Here is a 14,671-nt window from a genome sequence, read left to right as displayed (position 1 = left end):
GGTCACCTTCTTAGGGCCGCTCGCATGGTGGACGCACCTTTGAGACAGCTTGATGCCCTGGTTTGTCATGCTGTGACTCGCCCCCCGGCCTTTCATGAAGACGCTCTCCGCTCATCCTTTGGTTCTAGGACCGTGCTGCGGTGGTGCGGTGTCGCTGTGCGTGACCTTGTCCCGGTGGCGGGACGACGGGCCGTCGGTTCAGGACCGGAGCTCAGTGCTCGCCATCAGGAATTGAGATAGGTCAGGACCGCGAGTACCCGCCGGTGGTCCCCGTCACTGGGCGAGAGCCCGAGCTTCAGGAAGATGTTGCTGACGTGCTTCTCGACGGCGCCGTCGCTGACGACCAGCTGGCGGGCGATGGCCGAGTTGGTCCGCCCCTCCGCCATCAGACCGAGGACCTCCCGCTCGCGCGGGGTGAGGCCCACGAGGACGTCCTGCTTGCGGCTGCGCCCGAGCAACTGCGCCACCACCTCGGGGTCGAGCGCGGTGCCGCCCTGGGCGACGCGCACGACCGCGTCCACGAACTCCCGGACCTCGGCGACCCGGTCCTTGAGCAGATAGCCCACGCCCCGGCTGGACCCGGCGAGCAGCTCCGTCGCGTACTGCTCCTCCACGTACTGCGAGAGCACCAGCACACCGAGCCCCGGATGGCGCTGGCGCAGCAGCACGGCTGCGCGCACCCCCTCGTCGGTGTGCGTCGGCGGCATCCGCACGTCCGCGACCACGACGTCCGGCAGCGTGCCCTGTTCCGCGAGCTCGGTGATCGTCTTGATCAGCGCCTCAGCGTCCCCGACCCCTGCGACGACGTCGTGCCCACGGTCGGTCAGCAACCGGGTCAGGCCCTCCCTGAGCAGCACTGAATCCTCGGCGATGACCACCCGCACCTTGTCCTCCACGATGTTCCGGACCCCCACAGCCTGTCCCCGCCCCATTGACAGGCTCCAGCATCCCAGCATTCGGACGAGCCCGCGCCGGGCTGAGGTGAAGAGTGTCGTACGACTCCGAGATGGGCTCCGCCGTTACGGGGCGCGCCTGCGGCGCCTTTCAGCCCGCCATGGTCACTTCTCAGCCGACCCGGCGAATCTTTCAGCCCGTCGTGGGAGTCCCCTGCTCCTCAAGAGCTCGGGGGAATTTGAGGACGAGGCGCGAAGCGCCGGTTGGGGGCGGCCTGTCCCCGCGGCCTGGTCCAGCGGCCTGTCCCCGCGGCCTGGCCCACCCGGAGGGGACACCCGCCCCCTCCGGGTCCAGGTGTCCCCTCCGGGTGGGCCAGGGCGCCCCCTCCGGGTCCAGGCGCCGCGCGAGCCCTCAGCCCCGCCAGGGCAACTCGGCCGTGATCAACGTGGGCCCCCCTACGGGCGACTCGACCACCAGGATCCCGTCCACCGCGTCCAACCGCTCGGCGAGCCCCGCAAGCCCGGACCCGGCGGACACATCGGCCCCACCCCGCCCGTCATCACTGACCTGCAGCATCAACCGATCCTCGACCTTCCACACGTCCACGGACGCCCGCCCCGCCCCACTGTGCTTGCTGATGTTCTGCAGCAGCTCGGACACGGTGAAGTAGGCGATGCCCTCGATGGCGGCAGCGGGCCGTGCGGGCAGGTCCACCTCGACGTCCACCGGCACGGTGCACCGGGCCGACAGCGCGGAGAGCGCGGCGTCGAGTCCCCGGTCGGTCAGCACGGCGGGGTGGATCCCGCGCGCCAGGTCCCGCAGCTCCTGCAGGGCGACCTTCACCTCGCCGTGCGCCTCGTCCACCATCCGGGCCGCCGCCTCCGGGTCCTCGGCCAGCTTCTCCTTGGCGAGCCCGAGGTCCATGGCGAGGGCGACGAGCCGGGCCTGCGCGCCGTCGTGCAGGTCCCGCTCGATGCGCCGCAGGTCGGCCGCGGCGGTGTCGACGACGACCCCCCGGTCCGACTCCAGCTCGACGACACGTGACACCAGGCGGGAGGGGCCGAGGAGGCCGATGACGAGCAGCCGGTCGACGGTGGTCAGGGCGCGGACGATCCAGGGCGTGGCGAGCGTGACGAGCAGGCCGGTACCGGCGGTGAGGCCGATTTCAAAGGGGTTGTCCAGGTATATCCGGTGACCGTCGTCTCCGTAGAGCTGGATCCCGTCCTGCCCCCCGTAGACCGGGAACAGCCAGAACCACAGCGGGTACGTCAACATCGCCCAGCCGTACGTCCAGAAGATCGCCGTCACGACGAACGAGAAGACCGCCCACGGCATGTGCAGCACCGCGTACAGGACGTGCCGCCAGGAGACGCCGCTCTTGAGGACGGCCCCCATCCACGCCATGAAGCCGCGGTCGCGGGGCTGCAGCGGGTGCGGGTTCTGCACCTCCACGTCGAGCAGGGTCCGGGCCCGGATCCGCTCCAGGGCGCCGAACCCGCGGCAGGCCGTCAGCCCCAGGGCGAGCACCGGAATGCCGATGAACGTGACCAGCAGCCCCACTCCGACGGACAGCATCGTGACCGCGAAGACGAAGGAGACGATGCTGATCGGGAACGAGAGCAGCACGTACAGGAGCTCACGCCAGGTGCGCCCTTCGAGCGGTGCGCGCAGCCCGACCGGGAGGCGCTGCAGCAGGCCCTCGCCGCGCCCGCCGCCGTGGTGGCTGCCGCGGCCCCGGTGGTCCTCGACGTCGGCTTCCATGACGTGTCCGTACCCCTGTCCGTAGTCCGTGGCCATCGGTGTCATCCGTTTCTGCTCGGCCCCGCGCGGCCTCAGCGTGCTCCGCGTGGGCTTCCCCGTGTCGTACCCCCAGAGTGCGCGCCGGCGCCCAGTCACGACCATGGAGTGGGTCGGCGTCTTGAACGGGGGGTTTTCCCTACCCCGCGAGTGGTGCGAGGCGCCGCGGGCGCAACCGGCACGACCGGCACGACCGGCCCGCACCGGCACAACGTCCCGCCCCGGGACAGCCGTCAGCCCCGGGACAGCCGTCAGCCCCGGGACAGCCGTCAGCCCTCGTTGCGATCCCGCCACGGCAGCTCCGCCGTGATCGTCGTCGGACCGTCGGGCGGCGAGTCGATGATGAACAGGCCGTCCACCGCGCCGAGCCGGTCCGCGAGGCCCGCCATGCCCGTGCCGCCGTCCAGGCTGGCGCCGCCGTGGCCGTCGTCCCACACCTGTATGAGCAGGCGCTGGTCGGAGCGCCACACCTCGACGCTCGCCGTCCGCGCCCCACTGTGCTTGCTCACGTTCTGCAGGAGTTCGGAGACGGTGAAGTAGGCGATGCCCTCGATCGCGGCCGCCGGCCGCGTCGGCAGGTCGGCGGTCACCTTCACCGGCACCGTGCAGCGCGAGGCGACCGACGACAGCGCGGCGTCGAGGCCGCGGTCGGTGAGGACGGCCGGGTGGATGCCGCGCGCCAGGTCCCGCAGCTCCTGCAGCGCCAGCTTCACCTCGCCGTGCGCCTCGCCGACCATCGCCGCCGCCGCTTCCGGGTCCTCGAGGAGCTTCTCCTTGGCGAGGCCGAGCCCCATCGCGAGCGCCACGAGCCGCGCCTGCGCGCCGTCGTGCAGGTCCCGCTCGATGCGCCGCAGGTCGGCCGCGGCGGTGTCGACGACGACCCCCCGGTCCGACTCCAGCTCGGCGATGCGCCGCTCCAGTTCGTCGGAGCGCGACAGCAGCCCCCGCACCATCGCCCGGTCGGCGTTGGCGAGCCCCCGCGCGATGAACGGCAGCACCGGCCACAGCAGGAACACCCCGACGCTCATGACGGTGAACGTCACCACGGCCCACGGCAGCCGGATGAAGCAGTACAGCATCGTCCGCCAGCCCACCGGGTCCTTGAGGGTGGACCAGAGCCAGTTGAGGAAGCTGCCGCCGCGCCGTGACGGCGACGGCATCGGGCTCGGCTCCTCGATCCGGACGCCGAGCAGCAGCCGCGCCCGCCAGCGCTCCGCCTTGCCGATGAGGCGCGCGCCGAACAGCGCGAACGCGAGCAGCGGCAGGCCGATCACCGTCACCGAAAGGACGCCGCCGATGCCCAGCGCCGTCACCACGTACATGAAACCGGCGATGCCGATCGGCAGGTTCACCAGGAGATGCGCGATCTCCTTCCAGGTGTGCACGTCGTAGGCGAAACGGGCAGGTGGCGGGCCCTCTCGCGGGGCCTCCAGGGACGTGGTGCTTGCGGTCATACCGCAAAGGGTGCCCGCCGCGCCGCGCTCGCGCCATGAGGGGGACCGCCGGATCGCACTGTGGATAACCCCACCCGGCCCATGCTTGGCCATGACGGTCTGCTTACCTCGTCTTTAGCAGGCCCTAGACTCCCGTGCGTACAGATCGTCGAACAGGCGTGACGGCAAGTCGCTTCGTGGAACCGGCGTGGCGGCGCAGCGGTAACGCGCGTGCGGGACACGCGTGGGAGTCGAGTGTGGGCAGTGAGTTTCGGGAGTGAGGGGCTGAGGTGCCAGTGACGACGCACCACACGGACGTCGCGGCGAGCTACTTCGAGTCGTACTCCGTCGTCGGGCTGCTCGCCGTCGTGGGCGTGCTGTTCGTCGCCGTGGCCTTCGGCGCGGGCCGGCTCCTGCGGCCCGTCGTACCGACCCCGGAGAAACTGCTCACCTACGAGTGCGGCGTCGACCCCGTCGGCGACGGCTGGGCCCACACCCAGGTCCGCTACTACGTCTACGCGTTCCTCTACGTCATCTTCGCCGTCGACTCGATCTTCCTCTTCCCGTGGGCGACGGTCTTCGCCGCGCCCGGATACGGCGCCGCGACCCTCGTCGAGATGTTCATCTTCCTCGGCTTCCTGGCCGTGGGCCTGCTGTACGCATACAAGAAGGGCGTCCTCACATGGACGTGAACCAGGAGCCCGCGCCGCAGGCGGAGCCCGTGCTCCTCCCGGAGCCGAAGAGGCTGGGCGTCCTGTCCCGCCTCGCCCCCGAGCCGATGAAGGTGGTCCTCAACTGGGGCCGCCGCTACAGCCTGTGGGTCTTCAACTTCGGCCTCGCCTGCTGCGCCATCGAGTTCATCGCGGCCTCCATGGCCCGGCACGACTTCATCCGCCTCGGCGTGATCCCGTTCGCGCCCGGCCCGCGCCAGGCCGACCTGATGGTCGTCTCCGGCACGGTCACGGACAAGATGGCCCCCGCCGTGAAACGCCTGTACGAGCAGATGCCGGAGCCCAAGTACGTCATCTCGTTCGGCGCCTGCTCCAACTGCGGCGGCCCCTACTGGGACTCGTACTCCGTCACCAAGGGCGTCGACCAGATCATCCCCGTCGACGTGTACGTCCCCGGGTGCCCGCCGCGCCCGGAGGCGCTGCTCCAGGGCATCCTCAAGCTCCAGGAGAAGATCGCCCGCGAGTCGCTCGGCGAGCGCTACGGAGCGAGCGGGGCGCGGCCGTCCACGGCGGCCCTGCGGAGCGGCCTGGTCGCACCGCCCGTGCCGGGCGCCGCGCCGGTGACGGGGGAGGACGCCGGATGACCGGCTGGCTGCCCGCTCCCGTCGAGGAGCTGTTCGGCGCTGAGGCCACCGCCGAGGAGTCGTACGAGGTCCTGACGGTGGACGTGCCCGTGGCCTCCTGGACCGACGCCCTGCGCACCGCCCGCGACGAGCTCGGCTGCACCTACTTCGACTGGCTCAGCGCCGTCGACGAACCGGGCACCGGCTTCCGCGTGTCCGCACACGTCGTCGCCCTGTCCCCGGTGCGCCGCCTGCTCGTCCGCACGACCGTGCCGCACGAGGCGCCCACCCTGCCGACCGCCGTCGACGTCTACGCGGGCGCGGCCTGGCACGAGCGCGAGACCCACGAGATGTTCGGCGTCGGCTTCGACGGCCACCCCCACCTCGTACCGCTGCTGCTGCCCGAGACCTTCGAGGGCCACCCGCTGCGCAAGGACTTCGTCCTCGCGGCGCGCGTCGCGAAGGCCTGGCCGGGTGCCAAGGAGCCCGGGGAGTCCGAGCACGGCGGCCCGAAGCGACGCCAGATGCTGCCGCCCGGCGTGCCCGACCCCAACGAGTGGGGCCCGCTGAAGGGACAGCTTCCGGCCGCTCCCGCACGGCCCGCGCGCGGGGCGGGGCGGGGCGCGGGGGAGCGCCCGGCACGGCGTACGCGGACGACGGGCGAGGGGTCCGCCAGCCAGACGGAGGCAGCCCCTCCGGCACGGCGTGCGCGGAGCGTTTCGCAGGGGTCGGCTTCGCAGCAGGCGGAGGGTGCGGCGGGGGAGCCGGCGGCTCCGGTGCCTTCGGGTGGTCCGGCGGCTCCGGCGGCTCCGGGTGGTCCGGCTGGTCCGGCCGCCCCGGTTGCTCCGGCTGGTCCGGCGGCCCCGGTCGACTCGACCGCCCCGGCCGCTCCGGTCGACTCGACGACCCCCGCTGGTCGGGCGGCTCCGGCAACGGAACCCGTGGCGCCCCCGAGGGCGAAGGACGAGGCTCCCTGGCACAACGCGCGCCCAGCCTTCGACGAGATCACTCCGGAAGCCGCGCAGGCCGCGAAACCGGAGGCTCCGGAAGCGCCGAAGACTCCCGAAGCATCGGAGGCTTCTGAGGCCGCGGAGGCTCCGGCCGCACAGGCTCCGGAAGCCGCCGCACAGGCTCCGGAAGCCGCCGCACAGGCTCCGGAAGCCGCCGCAGAGGCTTCTGAGGCCGCAGAGGCTCCGGCCGCAGAGGCCCCGCCAACCGCAGAGGCCCCCGTCGCCCCGGCCGAGCCCGATGCTCCGGAGGCACCGAAAACCGAACCGGCCCCCGCCCCCGACGACCCCGAGAACCGCCCAGGAGGCCCGCAGTGAACGACGCCCTCGACGTCGCCCTGCGACTCCTCGTCGTCTTCGTCGTCTTCCTCACGCTGCCCCTGGTCATCGGCCAGACCGAACACAAGGTGATGGCCCACATGCAGGGCCGCCTCGGCCCCATGTACGCGGGCGGCTTCCACGGCTGGGCCCAACTCGTCGCCGACGGCGTCAAGTTCGCCCAGAAGGAAGACATCGTCCCGGCCGACGCCGACCGCCGCGTCTTCCAGCTCGCCCCGGCCGTGGCCCTCCTCCCGTACCTGCTCGTGCTGCTCGCCATCCCGATCGGCCCCGGCGAGGGCGCCGTCGGCGAGGTCATCGACGCGGGCATCTTCTTCGTGCTCGCCGTCATGGGCGTCGGCGTCCTCGGCTCCCTGATGGCGGGCTGGGCCTCGGCCAACAAGTTCTCCCTCCTCGGCGGTCTGCGCACCGCGGCCCAGCTCCTCGCGTATGAGCTGCCGATGCTGCTCGCCGCCGCGTCCGTGGCGATGGCCGCGGGCACGGTCTCGCTGCCCGGCATTGTGGCCGCCTTCGAGTGGTGGTGGCTGCCCTGGCAGATCGTCGGCGCGATCGTCTTCTTCGTCGCCGGGCTCGCCGAACTCCAGCGCCCGCCCTTCGACATGCCGGTCGCCGACTCCGAGATCATCTTCGGCGCGTACACCGAGTACACGGGCCTGCGCTTCGCCCTCTTCCTGCTCGCCGAGTACGCCGGGATCGTCGTCCTGTGCGGCCTGACCACCGTCCTGTTCCTGGGCGGCTGGCACGGCCCGTGGGGCGCCGACGGGCTCGGCTGGGTGTGGACGCTCCTGAAGACCGCCGTCCTCGCGTTCATCGTGATCTGGCTGCGCGTCACCTACCCCCGGCTCCGCGAGGACCAGCTCCAGAAGCTCTCCTGGGTCCTCCTCGTCCCGCTCGCCCTCGCGCAGATCGCGCTCACCGGAATCGTGAAGGTGGCGATCAACTGATGCCCCCGGTCCCAGGGTCAGGCCTAGCAAAGGGCCTCGCCGTCACCCTCCGTACGATGACGAAGAAGACCGTCACCGAGCAGTACCCCGAAGTGCAGCCCGAACTGCCGCCCCGCACCCGCGGCGTCATCGGCCTCTTCGAGGAGAACTGCACGGTCTGCATGCTGTGCGCCCGCGAGTGCCCGGACTGGTGCATCTACATCGACTCCCACAAGGAGACGGTCCCGGCGGCGGCCCCCGGCGGCCGCGAGCGCAGCCGCAACGTCCTCGACCGCTTCGCGATCGACTTCTCGCTGTGCATGTACTGCGGCATCTGCATCGAGGTGTGCCCCTTCGACGCGCTGTTCTGGTCCCCGGAGTTCGAGTACGCCGAGACCGACATCCACGAACTCACCCACGAGCGCGACAAGCTCCGCGACTGGATGTGGACCGTCCCCGCCCCGCCCGCCCTGGACCCCGGCGCCGAGGAGCCCAAGGAACTCGCCGCCGCCCGCAAGGCCGCCGACAAACTGGCCGCCGAGCAGGAACCCGAGCCGGACACCGCGCCCGCGCCCAAGCCGGAGGGGGACGAGTGAACCTCCACGTCGCCGCCGACGCCCCCCAGGGCTTCCTCTCCCCGACCGGCGTCGAGATCGCCTTCGTGCTCGTCGGCCTCGTCACCCTGGGCGCCGCGATCATCACCGTCACCACCCGCCAGCTCGTGCACGCCGCGCTCTGGCTGGTCGTCGCGCTCGGCGGCCTCGCCGTCGAGTACCTGCTCCTGACCGCCGAGTTCATCGCCTGGGTCCAGGTCCTCATCTACGTCGGCTCCGTCGTCGTCCTCCTCCTCTTCGGCCTGATGCTCACCCGGGCGCCCATCGGCCGCTCCCCGGACGCCGACTCGGGCAACCGGCCCGCCGCCCTCGCCGTGGCCCTCGCCGCTGCCGCCGCCCTGGTCTGGGTCGTCGTGGACGCCTTCCGCACCCAGTGGATCAAGCTCGACAAGCCGCAGGGCACCACCGACGTCACCGGCTCGGTCCTCTTCCGGCACTGGGTCCTGCCCTTCGAGGCCCTCTCGGTCCTGCTCCTCGCCGCCCTTGTCGGCGCGATCGTCCTCTCCCGCAAGTCCAAGGACGAGCCCGGCGGCAACGGCCGCCAGAACCGGAACGGCCGCCCGACCCCGAAGGCCCCCAGGGCCCAGTCGGACCCGAAGGCCCAGTCGGCCCAGACGAGCCAGTCGGGCCAGACGAGCCAGTCGGGCCAGACGAGCCAGTCGGGCCAGACGAGCCAGTCGGGCCAGACGAGCCAGTCGGACCAGGCGGACCAGACGGAGAGGACCCGCTGATGCACCTCGCCTATCCCGCCGTCCTCGCCGTCCTCCTCTTCTGCGTCGGCCTGTACGGCGTCCTCGCCCGCCGCAACGCGATCCTCGTCCTGATGTCCGTCGAGCTGATGCTCAACGCCGTCAACCTCAACCTGGTCGCCTTCGACGTCTGGCTGCGCGACGCCCTGCACTCCGGCCAGGCCCTGACCCTGTTCACCATCGCCATCGCCGCCGCCGAGATCGGCATCGGCCTCGCGATCGTCCTCGCCGTCTACCGCAACCGCGGCACCTCCGCCGTCGACGACCTCCGCGACACCGCCGAACTGCCCGACGACGGCGGCGACGGCGATGACGACGGCGACTCCGAAGGCGCCGCCGCCGAGGAACCCGACGAGGCCGACGAGCCCGGCGTGTCCGCTCCGGCCAAGGCGTCGCAGAAGGCTGAGGCCACCGCGTGACCACGACCACCCTCGCCGTCCTCGTCCCCCTCCTGCCGTTCCTCGGCGCCGTCGCCGGTCTGCTGCTCGGCCGCACCGTGCCCGGCCTGGTCCGGCCCCTCGCGGTGCTGCCCGCCCTGACCTCGCTCGGGCTCGCCGCCGTCGTGGCCGCGCGCCAGGGCGGCGACAAGGCCGTGGACGCGGCCACCCAGCTCACCCCCACCGGCTCGGTCCCCATCGACCTCGCCCTGCACATCGACGGCTTCGCGGCCCTCGTCGCCGTCCTCGTCGGCGTCGTCGCCTCCTGCGTGCAGATCTACTCGACGGCCTACCTGCGCGACGACCCGCGCTACCCCTCGTACGCCGCCCTCGTCTCCCTGTTCACCGCCGCGATGCTGCTCGTCGTCTACTCCGGCGACCTGATGGTGCTCCTGGTCGGCTGGGAGATCATGGGCATCTGCTCGTACTTCCTCGTCGGCCACTACTGGGAGACGCCCGAGGCCCGCGCCGCGTCCCTCAAGGCCTTCCTGGTCACCAAGCTCGGCGACGTCCCCTTCCTGATCGGCCTGTTCGCCCTCGCCGTGGACGCGGACTCGTTCCGGATCACGAAGATCCTTGCCGCCGTCGCGAACGGCGGCCTCGACCACCCCACCCTCATCGCCCTGCTGCTCCTCGCGGGCGTCGCGGGCAAGTCCGCGCAGTTCCCGCTGCACACCTGGCTGCCCGACGCGATGGCGGGCCCCACGCCCGTCTCCGCGCTCATCCACGCCGCGACGATGGTCGCCGCCGGTGTCTACTTCGTCGCCCGGCTCCTCCCGGTGTTCGCCGCCTCCGCGGCGGCGCTGGTCGTCCTCGCCGTCATGGCCGCCGTCACGATGGCCGGCTCGGCCCTCGCCGCGCTCGCGCAGGACGACATCAAGCGCGTCCTCGCGTACTCGACGATCGGCCAGCTCGGCTACATGACCGGCGCCCTCGCCGTCGGCGACCGCGGCGCCGCCGTCTTCCACCTCCTGTCGCACGGCGCTTTCAAGGCGCTCCTGTTCCTCGCCGCGGGCGTGATCATCCACGCCGCGGGCACCAACTCGCTGGCCGCGATGTCCCGCATGAAGGACCTGCGCGACCGTGTCCCCGACGCCTACTGGACGATGACCGTGGCGCTCTTCGCGCTCGCCGCGATCCCGCCGTTCAGCGGCTTCTTCTCCAAGGAGGCCGTCCTCGGCGCCGCCGAGCACACGGCCACCGGCCACACCGGGACCGCCCCCGCCGCGGCGGGCTGGATCGTTCTCGTCGCGGGCCTGGCCGCCGCCCTGCTGACCGCCGCGTACGCGACCCGCCTGTGGCTGCTCGCCTTCCACGGCAGGGGAGCCGAGGCCCCGGACCACGGCAGGCAGCCCGTCGCCATGACCTCCGTCCTGTGGGTCCTCGCTGTCCCCTCGCTCGCCTTCGGCGTGACCGTCGGCACCCTCCCGGACTGGTTCGACGGCCACAAACTGGCCCCGACCCTCACCACCTCCGTCCTCGGCACGGGCGTCGCCCTCGTCGGCGCCCTGGTCACGTACGGCGCCTGGCGACACACCACGGCCCTCGCCGCCCGCGTCCCGATCGGCGCGGTCGCCGCGCACCCGGACGCCGACGCGAGCCAGGTCGAGGCCGAGGCCATCGCCACCCACGCCCCGGCGTACGGCGACGTCGCGAGCGCCCCCGACCCGGCGGACCCGGGCCGCCTCCTGCTCGGCCCGCTGCACCGCCACGCCGCCGTCGGCTTCCACCTCGACGCCCTCTACGCGGCCCTGTTCGTCCGCCCCGTCCAGGCCGCCGCCGGCCTCGTCCGCTTCCTCGACCGCGAGGTCGTCGACACGTACGTCCGCGCCGCCGGCACCGCACCCCGCTGGCTCGGCGCGGCCGTCCGCCGCGCGCAGACCGGCAACGTGCAGACCTATCTGAGCGCGCTGCTCGCGGGCACCGTCGTCCTGGCGGTCGCCGCCGTCCTCGTCGCCACCGCCGGAGCGTGAGCAGCAGTGATCGGTATCAGTGAGTCAGTGATGCAGTTCCTTCTCGCGTTGATCGTCGTCGGCCCGCTCGTCGGCGCCGTGGCCGCTCTCCTCCCGGCCCCGCCCGGGCTCAAGGGGAAGTCCCCGGACCAGGCCGTGCTGCGCCACGGTGTGACCGTGACCGGCGTGATCCTGCTCGCCGCGATCGTCCTCGCGCTCGGCTTCGACCACGACCACCCATCGAAGATGCAGGCGACGACGGACATCAGCTGGATCCCCGCGCTCGACGTGCGCATCCATCTCGGCATCGACGGCATCTCCCTCCCCCTTCTGGTCCTGACCGCGCTGCTGACCTTCCTCTGCGCGCTGTACAGCTACTTCAAAATGCCGACCGGGCCGTCCCCCAAGGCATTTGTGGCGCTGATCCTCGTCCTGGAGTCCGGCACCCTCGCGACCTTCGCCGTCCTCGATCTGCTGCTGTTCTTCCTCGCCTTCGAGATGGTCCTCATCCCGATGTACTTCCTCATCGCCCGCTGGGGCGGCGCCCAACGAACGCAGGCCGCCTGGAAGTTCATCCTCTACACGCTGCTCGGCTCCGTCGTCATGCTGCTCGGCCTGCTCCTCATCGGGCTGAGGGCGGGCACCTTCGACATGGTGGCACTCGCCACTGACAACGACCGTGAGCTGAGCACATCCGTGCAGGTCATCGCCGTTCTGGCGATCGGGATCGGGCTCGCGGTCAAGACGCCGATGTGGCCGCTGCACAGCTGGCTCCCCGACGCCCACACCGCCGCGCCCACCGTCGGCTCGGTCCTGCTCGCCGGCGTCCTGCTGAAGATGGGTACGTACGGGTTCGTCCGGATCCTGCTGCCGATCGCGCCCGACGGGATGGAGACGTTCGCGCCCTACCTCGCCGCGCTCGCCGTCGTCGGGATCATCTACGGATCGCTGGCCTGCCTGGCCCTGGCGCGGCCCGGCGCGAAGGGCGACCTCAAGCGCCTCATCGCGTACTCCTCCGTCGGCCACATGGGCTTCGTGCTCCTCGGCATCTCGACCATGACGCCGACCGGCGTGAACGGAGCGCTGTTCGCCAACATCGCCCACGGCCTCATCACCGGCCTGCTGTTCTTCCTGGTCGGCGCGCTCAAGGACCGCACCGGCACGAGCGACCTCGACACCCTGGCCAAGGAGTCCGGCGCCGCCCTGTACGGCAAGGCGCCGCGCCTCGGCGGCCTGCTCGCCTTCGGCGCCGTCGCCTCGCTCGGGCTGCCCGGACTCGCCGGGTTCTGGGGCGAGATGCTCGCCCTGTTCGGCGCGTTCAAACCCGCCGACGACCTCAGCCGCCCGGCGTTCCTCACGTTCATGGCGATCGCCGCGTTCGGCACCCTGCTCACGGCCGCGTACATGCTCATCGTCGTACGCCGTGTCTGCATGGGCCCGACGGCGACGGTCCAGGAGGCACCGCGGCTCGCCGACGTCCAGGGCTACGAATTCGCCGCCTGGACCCCGCTCGTCGCCCTCACCGTCCTCGCCGGCCTCTGGCCCGCGGCCCTCCTCGGCCTCACCGACCCGGCCGTCCAGCAGCTCCTCGCAGGAGGCAAGTCGTGATCGCCGCCGAATCCACCGCGAGCCTCATCCAGTCCGTCGACTGGGTGGCCGTCGCACCGCCCACGATCGTGGCGGTCGTCGGCCTCGTGGTCCTCGTCGCCGACCTGTTCCTGAGCGAGCGCAACAAGCACCTGCTCGGCTGGATCTCCCTCACGGGCCTGGTCGCGGCGGGCCTGTTCCTGCTGCCGCTGACCGGCTCCGGCGCCGGCCGCTCGACGTTCTGCCTCAGCGGCCCCCGGGCCACCGCCTGCAGCTACACGGTCGACGAGTTCACCCTCGTCATCCAACTCCTCGTCATCGGCGGCGCGCTGCTCACCGCCCTCCTGTCGCTGACCGCCCTCAAGGACGCGCGGAACGCCGACAAGGAACTCCCCGAAGGGGAGTACTGGTTCCTGCTGCTCTCCTCGGCCGCCGGCGCCGCCCTGCTGCCCGCCTCCCGCGACCTCGCGACCCTCGTCGTCGCCCTGGAGGTGGCGTCGCTGCCCGCCTTCGCGCTCGTCGGCCTCAAGCGTGGCGACAAGCGGTCCTCCGAGGCGGCCCTGAAGTTCTTCCTGTCCTCGGTGACCGCGACCGCCGTGACCCTCCTGGGCGTCAGCTTCGTGTACGCCGCGACGGGCACCATGCACCTCACCGAGCTCGGCGAGAAGCTCGGGAACGTCGACGGCCAGTTGGACACGCTCGCGCAGACCGGCGTCGTCCTCACCCTCGTCGGCTTCGCCTTCAAGGTGGCCGCCGTCCCCTTCCACTTCTGGGTGCCCGACACCTACGTAGGCGCGCCCTTGCCCGTCGCCGCGTACCTCTCGGTCGTCGGCAAGGCGGTCGGCTTCACCGGCCTGATCCTCGTCACGGTCGTCGCCTTCCCGGAGTACGCCGACGTCTGGGGCCCGGCGCTCGCCGCGCTCGCCGCCCTCACGATGACGATCGGCAACGTCGCCGCCCTGAGGCAGCAGCCCACGCGCGCGTACAGCGCGGTCCGGCTGCTCGCCTGGTCCTCGGTCGGCCAGGCGGGCTACCTCTTGGTGCCGATCGCGGCGGCCGGGTACGCCGACCGCCACACCGACGTCCTGGAGACCACCGGCGCCACCGTCGCGTACGCCCTGATGTACGCCGCCGTGAACCTCGGAGCGTTCGCCGTCGCCGCCCTGGTCGGCCGCACGCAGAAGCTGAACCGTGTCAGCGACTACCGGGGCCTGTACGCGAAGAGCCCCCTGTCGGCCCTGGTCCTGGCCTTCTTCCTGCTCTGCCTCGCCGGGCTGCCGCCGGGCATCATCGGCCTGTTCGCGAAGGTCACCGTGTTCTCCACGGCGGTCGACGCGGGCCTGGGCTGGCTCGCCGTCGTGATGGCGGCCAACGTGGTGATCGCGCTCTACTACTACCTGCAGTGGACGGCCCTGCTGTTCCGCGCCCCCGCGGGCGAGCCCGCCAAGCACCACGTCCCGGCTCCCCTCACCGCGGCCATCGCGGTCACCGCCGTGCTCGGCGTCGCCCTCTCCGGGGCGCCCCAGCTCGTCCTCCAGTTCGCGGAGCACGGCGTCCGCTGAGCACGGGGCACGGCGTGGGCCGGGCACGGGGGCACGGCCTCGGCTGAGCACAGCGCACGACGCCCGCCGAGCCGGGAGTACGA

General features: G+C 72.0%; 13 protein-coding genes. 10 read left to right on the top strand and 3 right to left on the bottom strand.

Annotated features, from left to right (window positions below; all coding sequences use genetic code 11):
- Window positions 1-224: 224 nt before the first annotated feature.
- The 3 genes from IE274_RS22635 to IE274_RS22625 all read right to left on the bottom strand — a co-directional run bounded on the left by IE274_RS22635 (window position 225) and on the right by IE274_RS22625 (window position 4,145).
- Window positions 225-932 carry a response regulator transcription factor gene (locus IE274_RS22635; RefSeq protein WP_233103110.1) on the bottom strand — a complete coding sequence of 236 codons (708 nt, stop codon included), beginning with the start codon at window positions 930-932 and terminating at the stop codon, window positions 225-227.
- 373 nt (window positions 933-1,305) lie between these two features.
- Entirely contained in the window at window positions 1,306-2,691 is a 1,386-nt protein-coding gene (locus IE274_RS22630) for a sensor histidine kinase (RefSeq protein WP_190117663.1), read from the bottom strand.
- Window positions 2,692-2,960: 269 nt separating this feature from the next.
- Complete coding sequence (locus IE274_RS22625; protein WP_190117662.1) at window positions 2,961-4,145, bottom strand: sensor histidine kinase; 1,185 nt, start codon at window positions 4,143-4,145, stop codon at window positions 2,961-2,963.
- Window positions 4,146-4,414: 269 nt separating this feature from the next.
- On the opposite strand from IE274_RS22625, the gene IE274_RS22620 reads away from it, so the two are divergent.
- The 10 genes from IE274_RS22620 to IE274_RS22575 are packed head-to-tail and all read left to right on the top strand — an operon-like array spanning window position 4,415 to window position 14,588.
- Window positions 4,415-4,816, top strand: coding sequence for an NADH-quinone oxidoreductase subunit A (locus tag IE274_RS22620; RefSeq protein ID WP_190117661.1), 402 nt, complete (start codon window positions 4,415-4,417; stop codon window positions 4,814-4,816).
- On the top strand, window positions 4,807-5,439 hold the full coding sequence (locus tag IE274_RS22615) for an NADH-quinone oxidoreductase subunit B (protein ID WP_190117660.1): 633 nt from the start codon (window positions 4,807-4,809) through the stop codon (window positions 5,437-5,439). Before IE274_RS22620 ends, IE274_RS22615 begins: the two co-directional genes overlap by 10 nt.
- On the top strand, window positions 5,436-6,743 hold the full coding sequence (locus IE274_RS22610; RefSeq protein ID WP_190117659.1) for an NADH-quinone oxidoreductase subunit C: 1,308 nt from the start codon (window positions 5,436-5,438) through the stop codon (window positions 6,741-6,743). The genes IE274_RS22615 and IE274_RS22610 overlap by 4 nt, the downstream gene beginning before the upstream one ends.
- A complete protein-coding gene (locus IE274_RS22605; protein ID WP_190117658.1) occupies window positions 6,740-7,708 on the top strand; it encodes a complex I subunit 1/NuoH family protein in 969 nt (322 codons plus the stop codon). Before IE274_RS22610 ends, IE274_RS22605 begins: the two co-directional genes overlap by 4 nt.
- Window positions 7,708-8,283, top strand: coding sequence for a NuoI/complex I 23 kDa subunit family protein (locus IE274_RS22600; RefSeq protein WP_190117657.1), 576 nt, complete (start codon window positions 7,708-7,710; stop codon window positions 8,281-8,283). The genes IE274_RS22605 and IE274_RS22600 overlap by 1 nt, the downstream gene beginning before the upstream one ends.
- Window positions 8,280-9,032 (top strand): NADH-quinone oxidoreductase subunit J family protein, encoded by a 753-nt coding sequence (locus IE274_RS22595; RefSeq protein WP_190117656.1) that lies wholly within the window; start codon window positions 8,280-8,282, stop codon window positions 9,030-9,032. The genes IE274_RS22600 and IE274_RS22595 overlap by 4 nt, the downstream gene beginning before the upstream one ends.
- Window positions 9,032-9,469 carry an NADH-quinone oxidoreductase subunit NuoK gene (gene nuoK / locus IE274_RS22590; RefSeq protein ID WP_190117655.1) on the top strand — a complete coding sequence of 146 codons (438 nt, stop codon included), beginning with the start codon at window positions 9,032-9,034 and terminating at the stop codon, window positions 9,467-9,469. Before IE274_RS22595 ends, nuoK begins: the two co-directional genes overlap by 1 nt.
- On the top strand, window positions 9,466-11,460 hold the full coding sequence (locus IE274_RS22585; RefSeq protein WP_190117654.1) for an NADH-quinone oxidoreductase subunit 5 family protein: 1,995 nt from the start codon (window positions 9,466-9,468) through the stop codon (window positions 11,458-11,460). Before nuoK ends, IE274_RS22585 begins: the two co-directional genes overlap by 4 nt.
- Window positions 11,461-11,466: 6 nt before the next feature.
- Window positions 11,467-13,047 carry an NADH-quinone oxidoreductase subunit M gene (locus tag IE274_RS22580; protein ID WP_190117653.1) on the top strand — a complete coding sequence of 527 codons (1,581 nt, stop codon included), beginning with the start codon at window positions 11,467-11,469 and terminating at the stop codon, window positions 13,045-13,047.
- Window positions 13,044-14,588 (top strand): NADH-quinone oxidoreductase subunit N, encoded by a 1,545-nt coding sequence (locus IE274_RS22575; protein ID WP_372447077.1) that lies wholly within the window; start codon window positions 13,044-13,046, stop codon window positions 14,586-14,588. The genes IE274_RS22580 and IE274_RS22575 overlap by 4 nt, the downstream gene beginning before the upstream one ends.
- Window positions 14,589-14,671: the final 83 nt, after the last annotated feature.

The sequence above is a fragment of the Streptomyces flavofungini genome, assembly GCF_014650815.1.
In the GTDB taxonomy this organism is placed as follows: Bacteria; Actinomycetota; Actinomycetes; order Streptomycetales; family Streptomycetaceae; genus Streptomyces; species Streptomyces flavofungini.
Note: the sequence above shows the minus strand (reverse complement) of the source record. Positions and strands in the feature narration are given on the sequence as shown.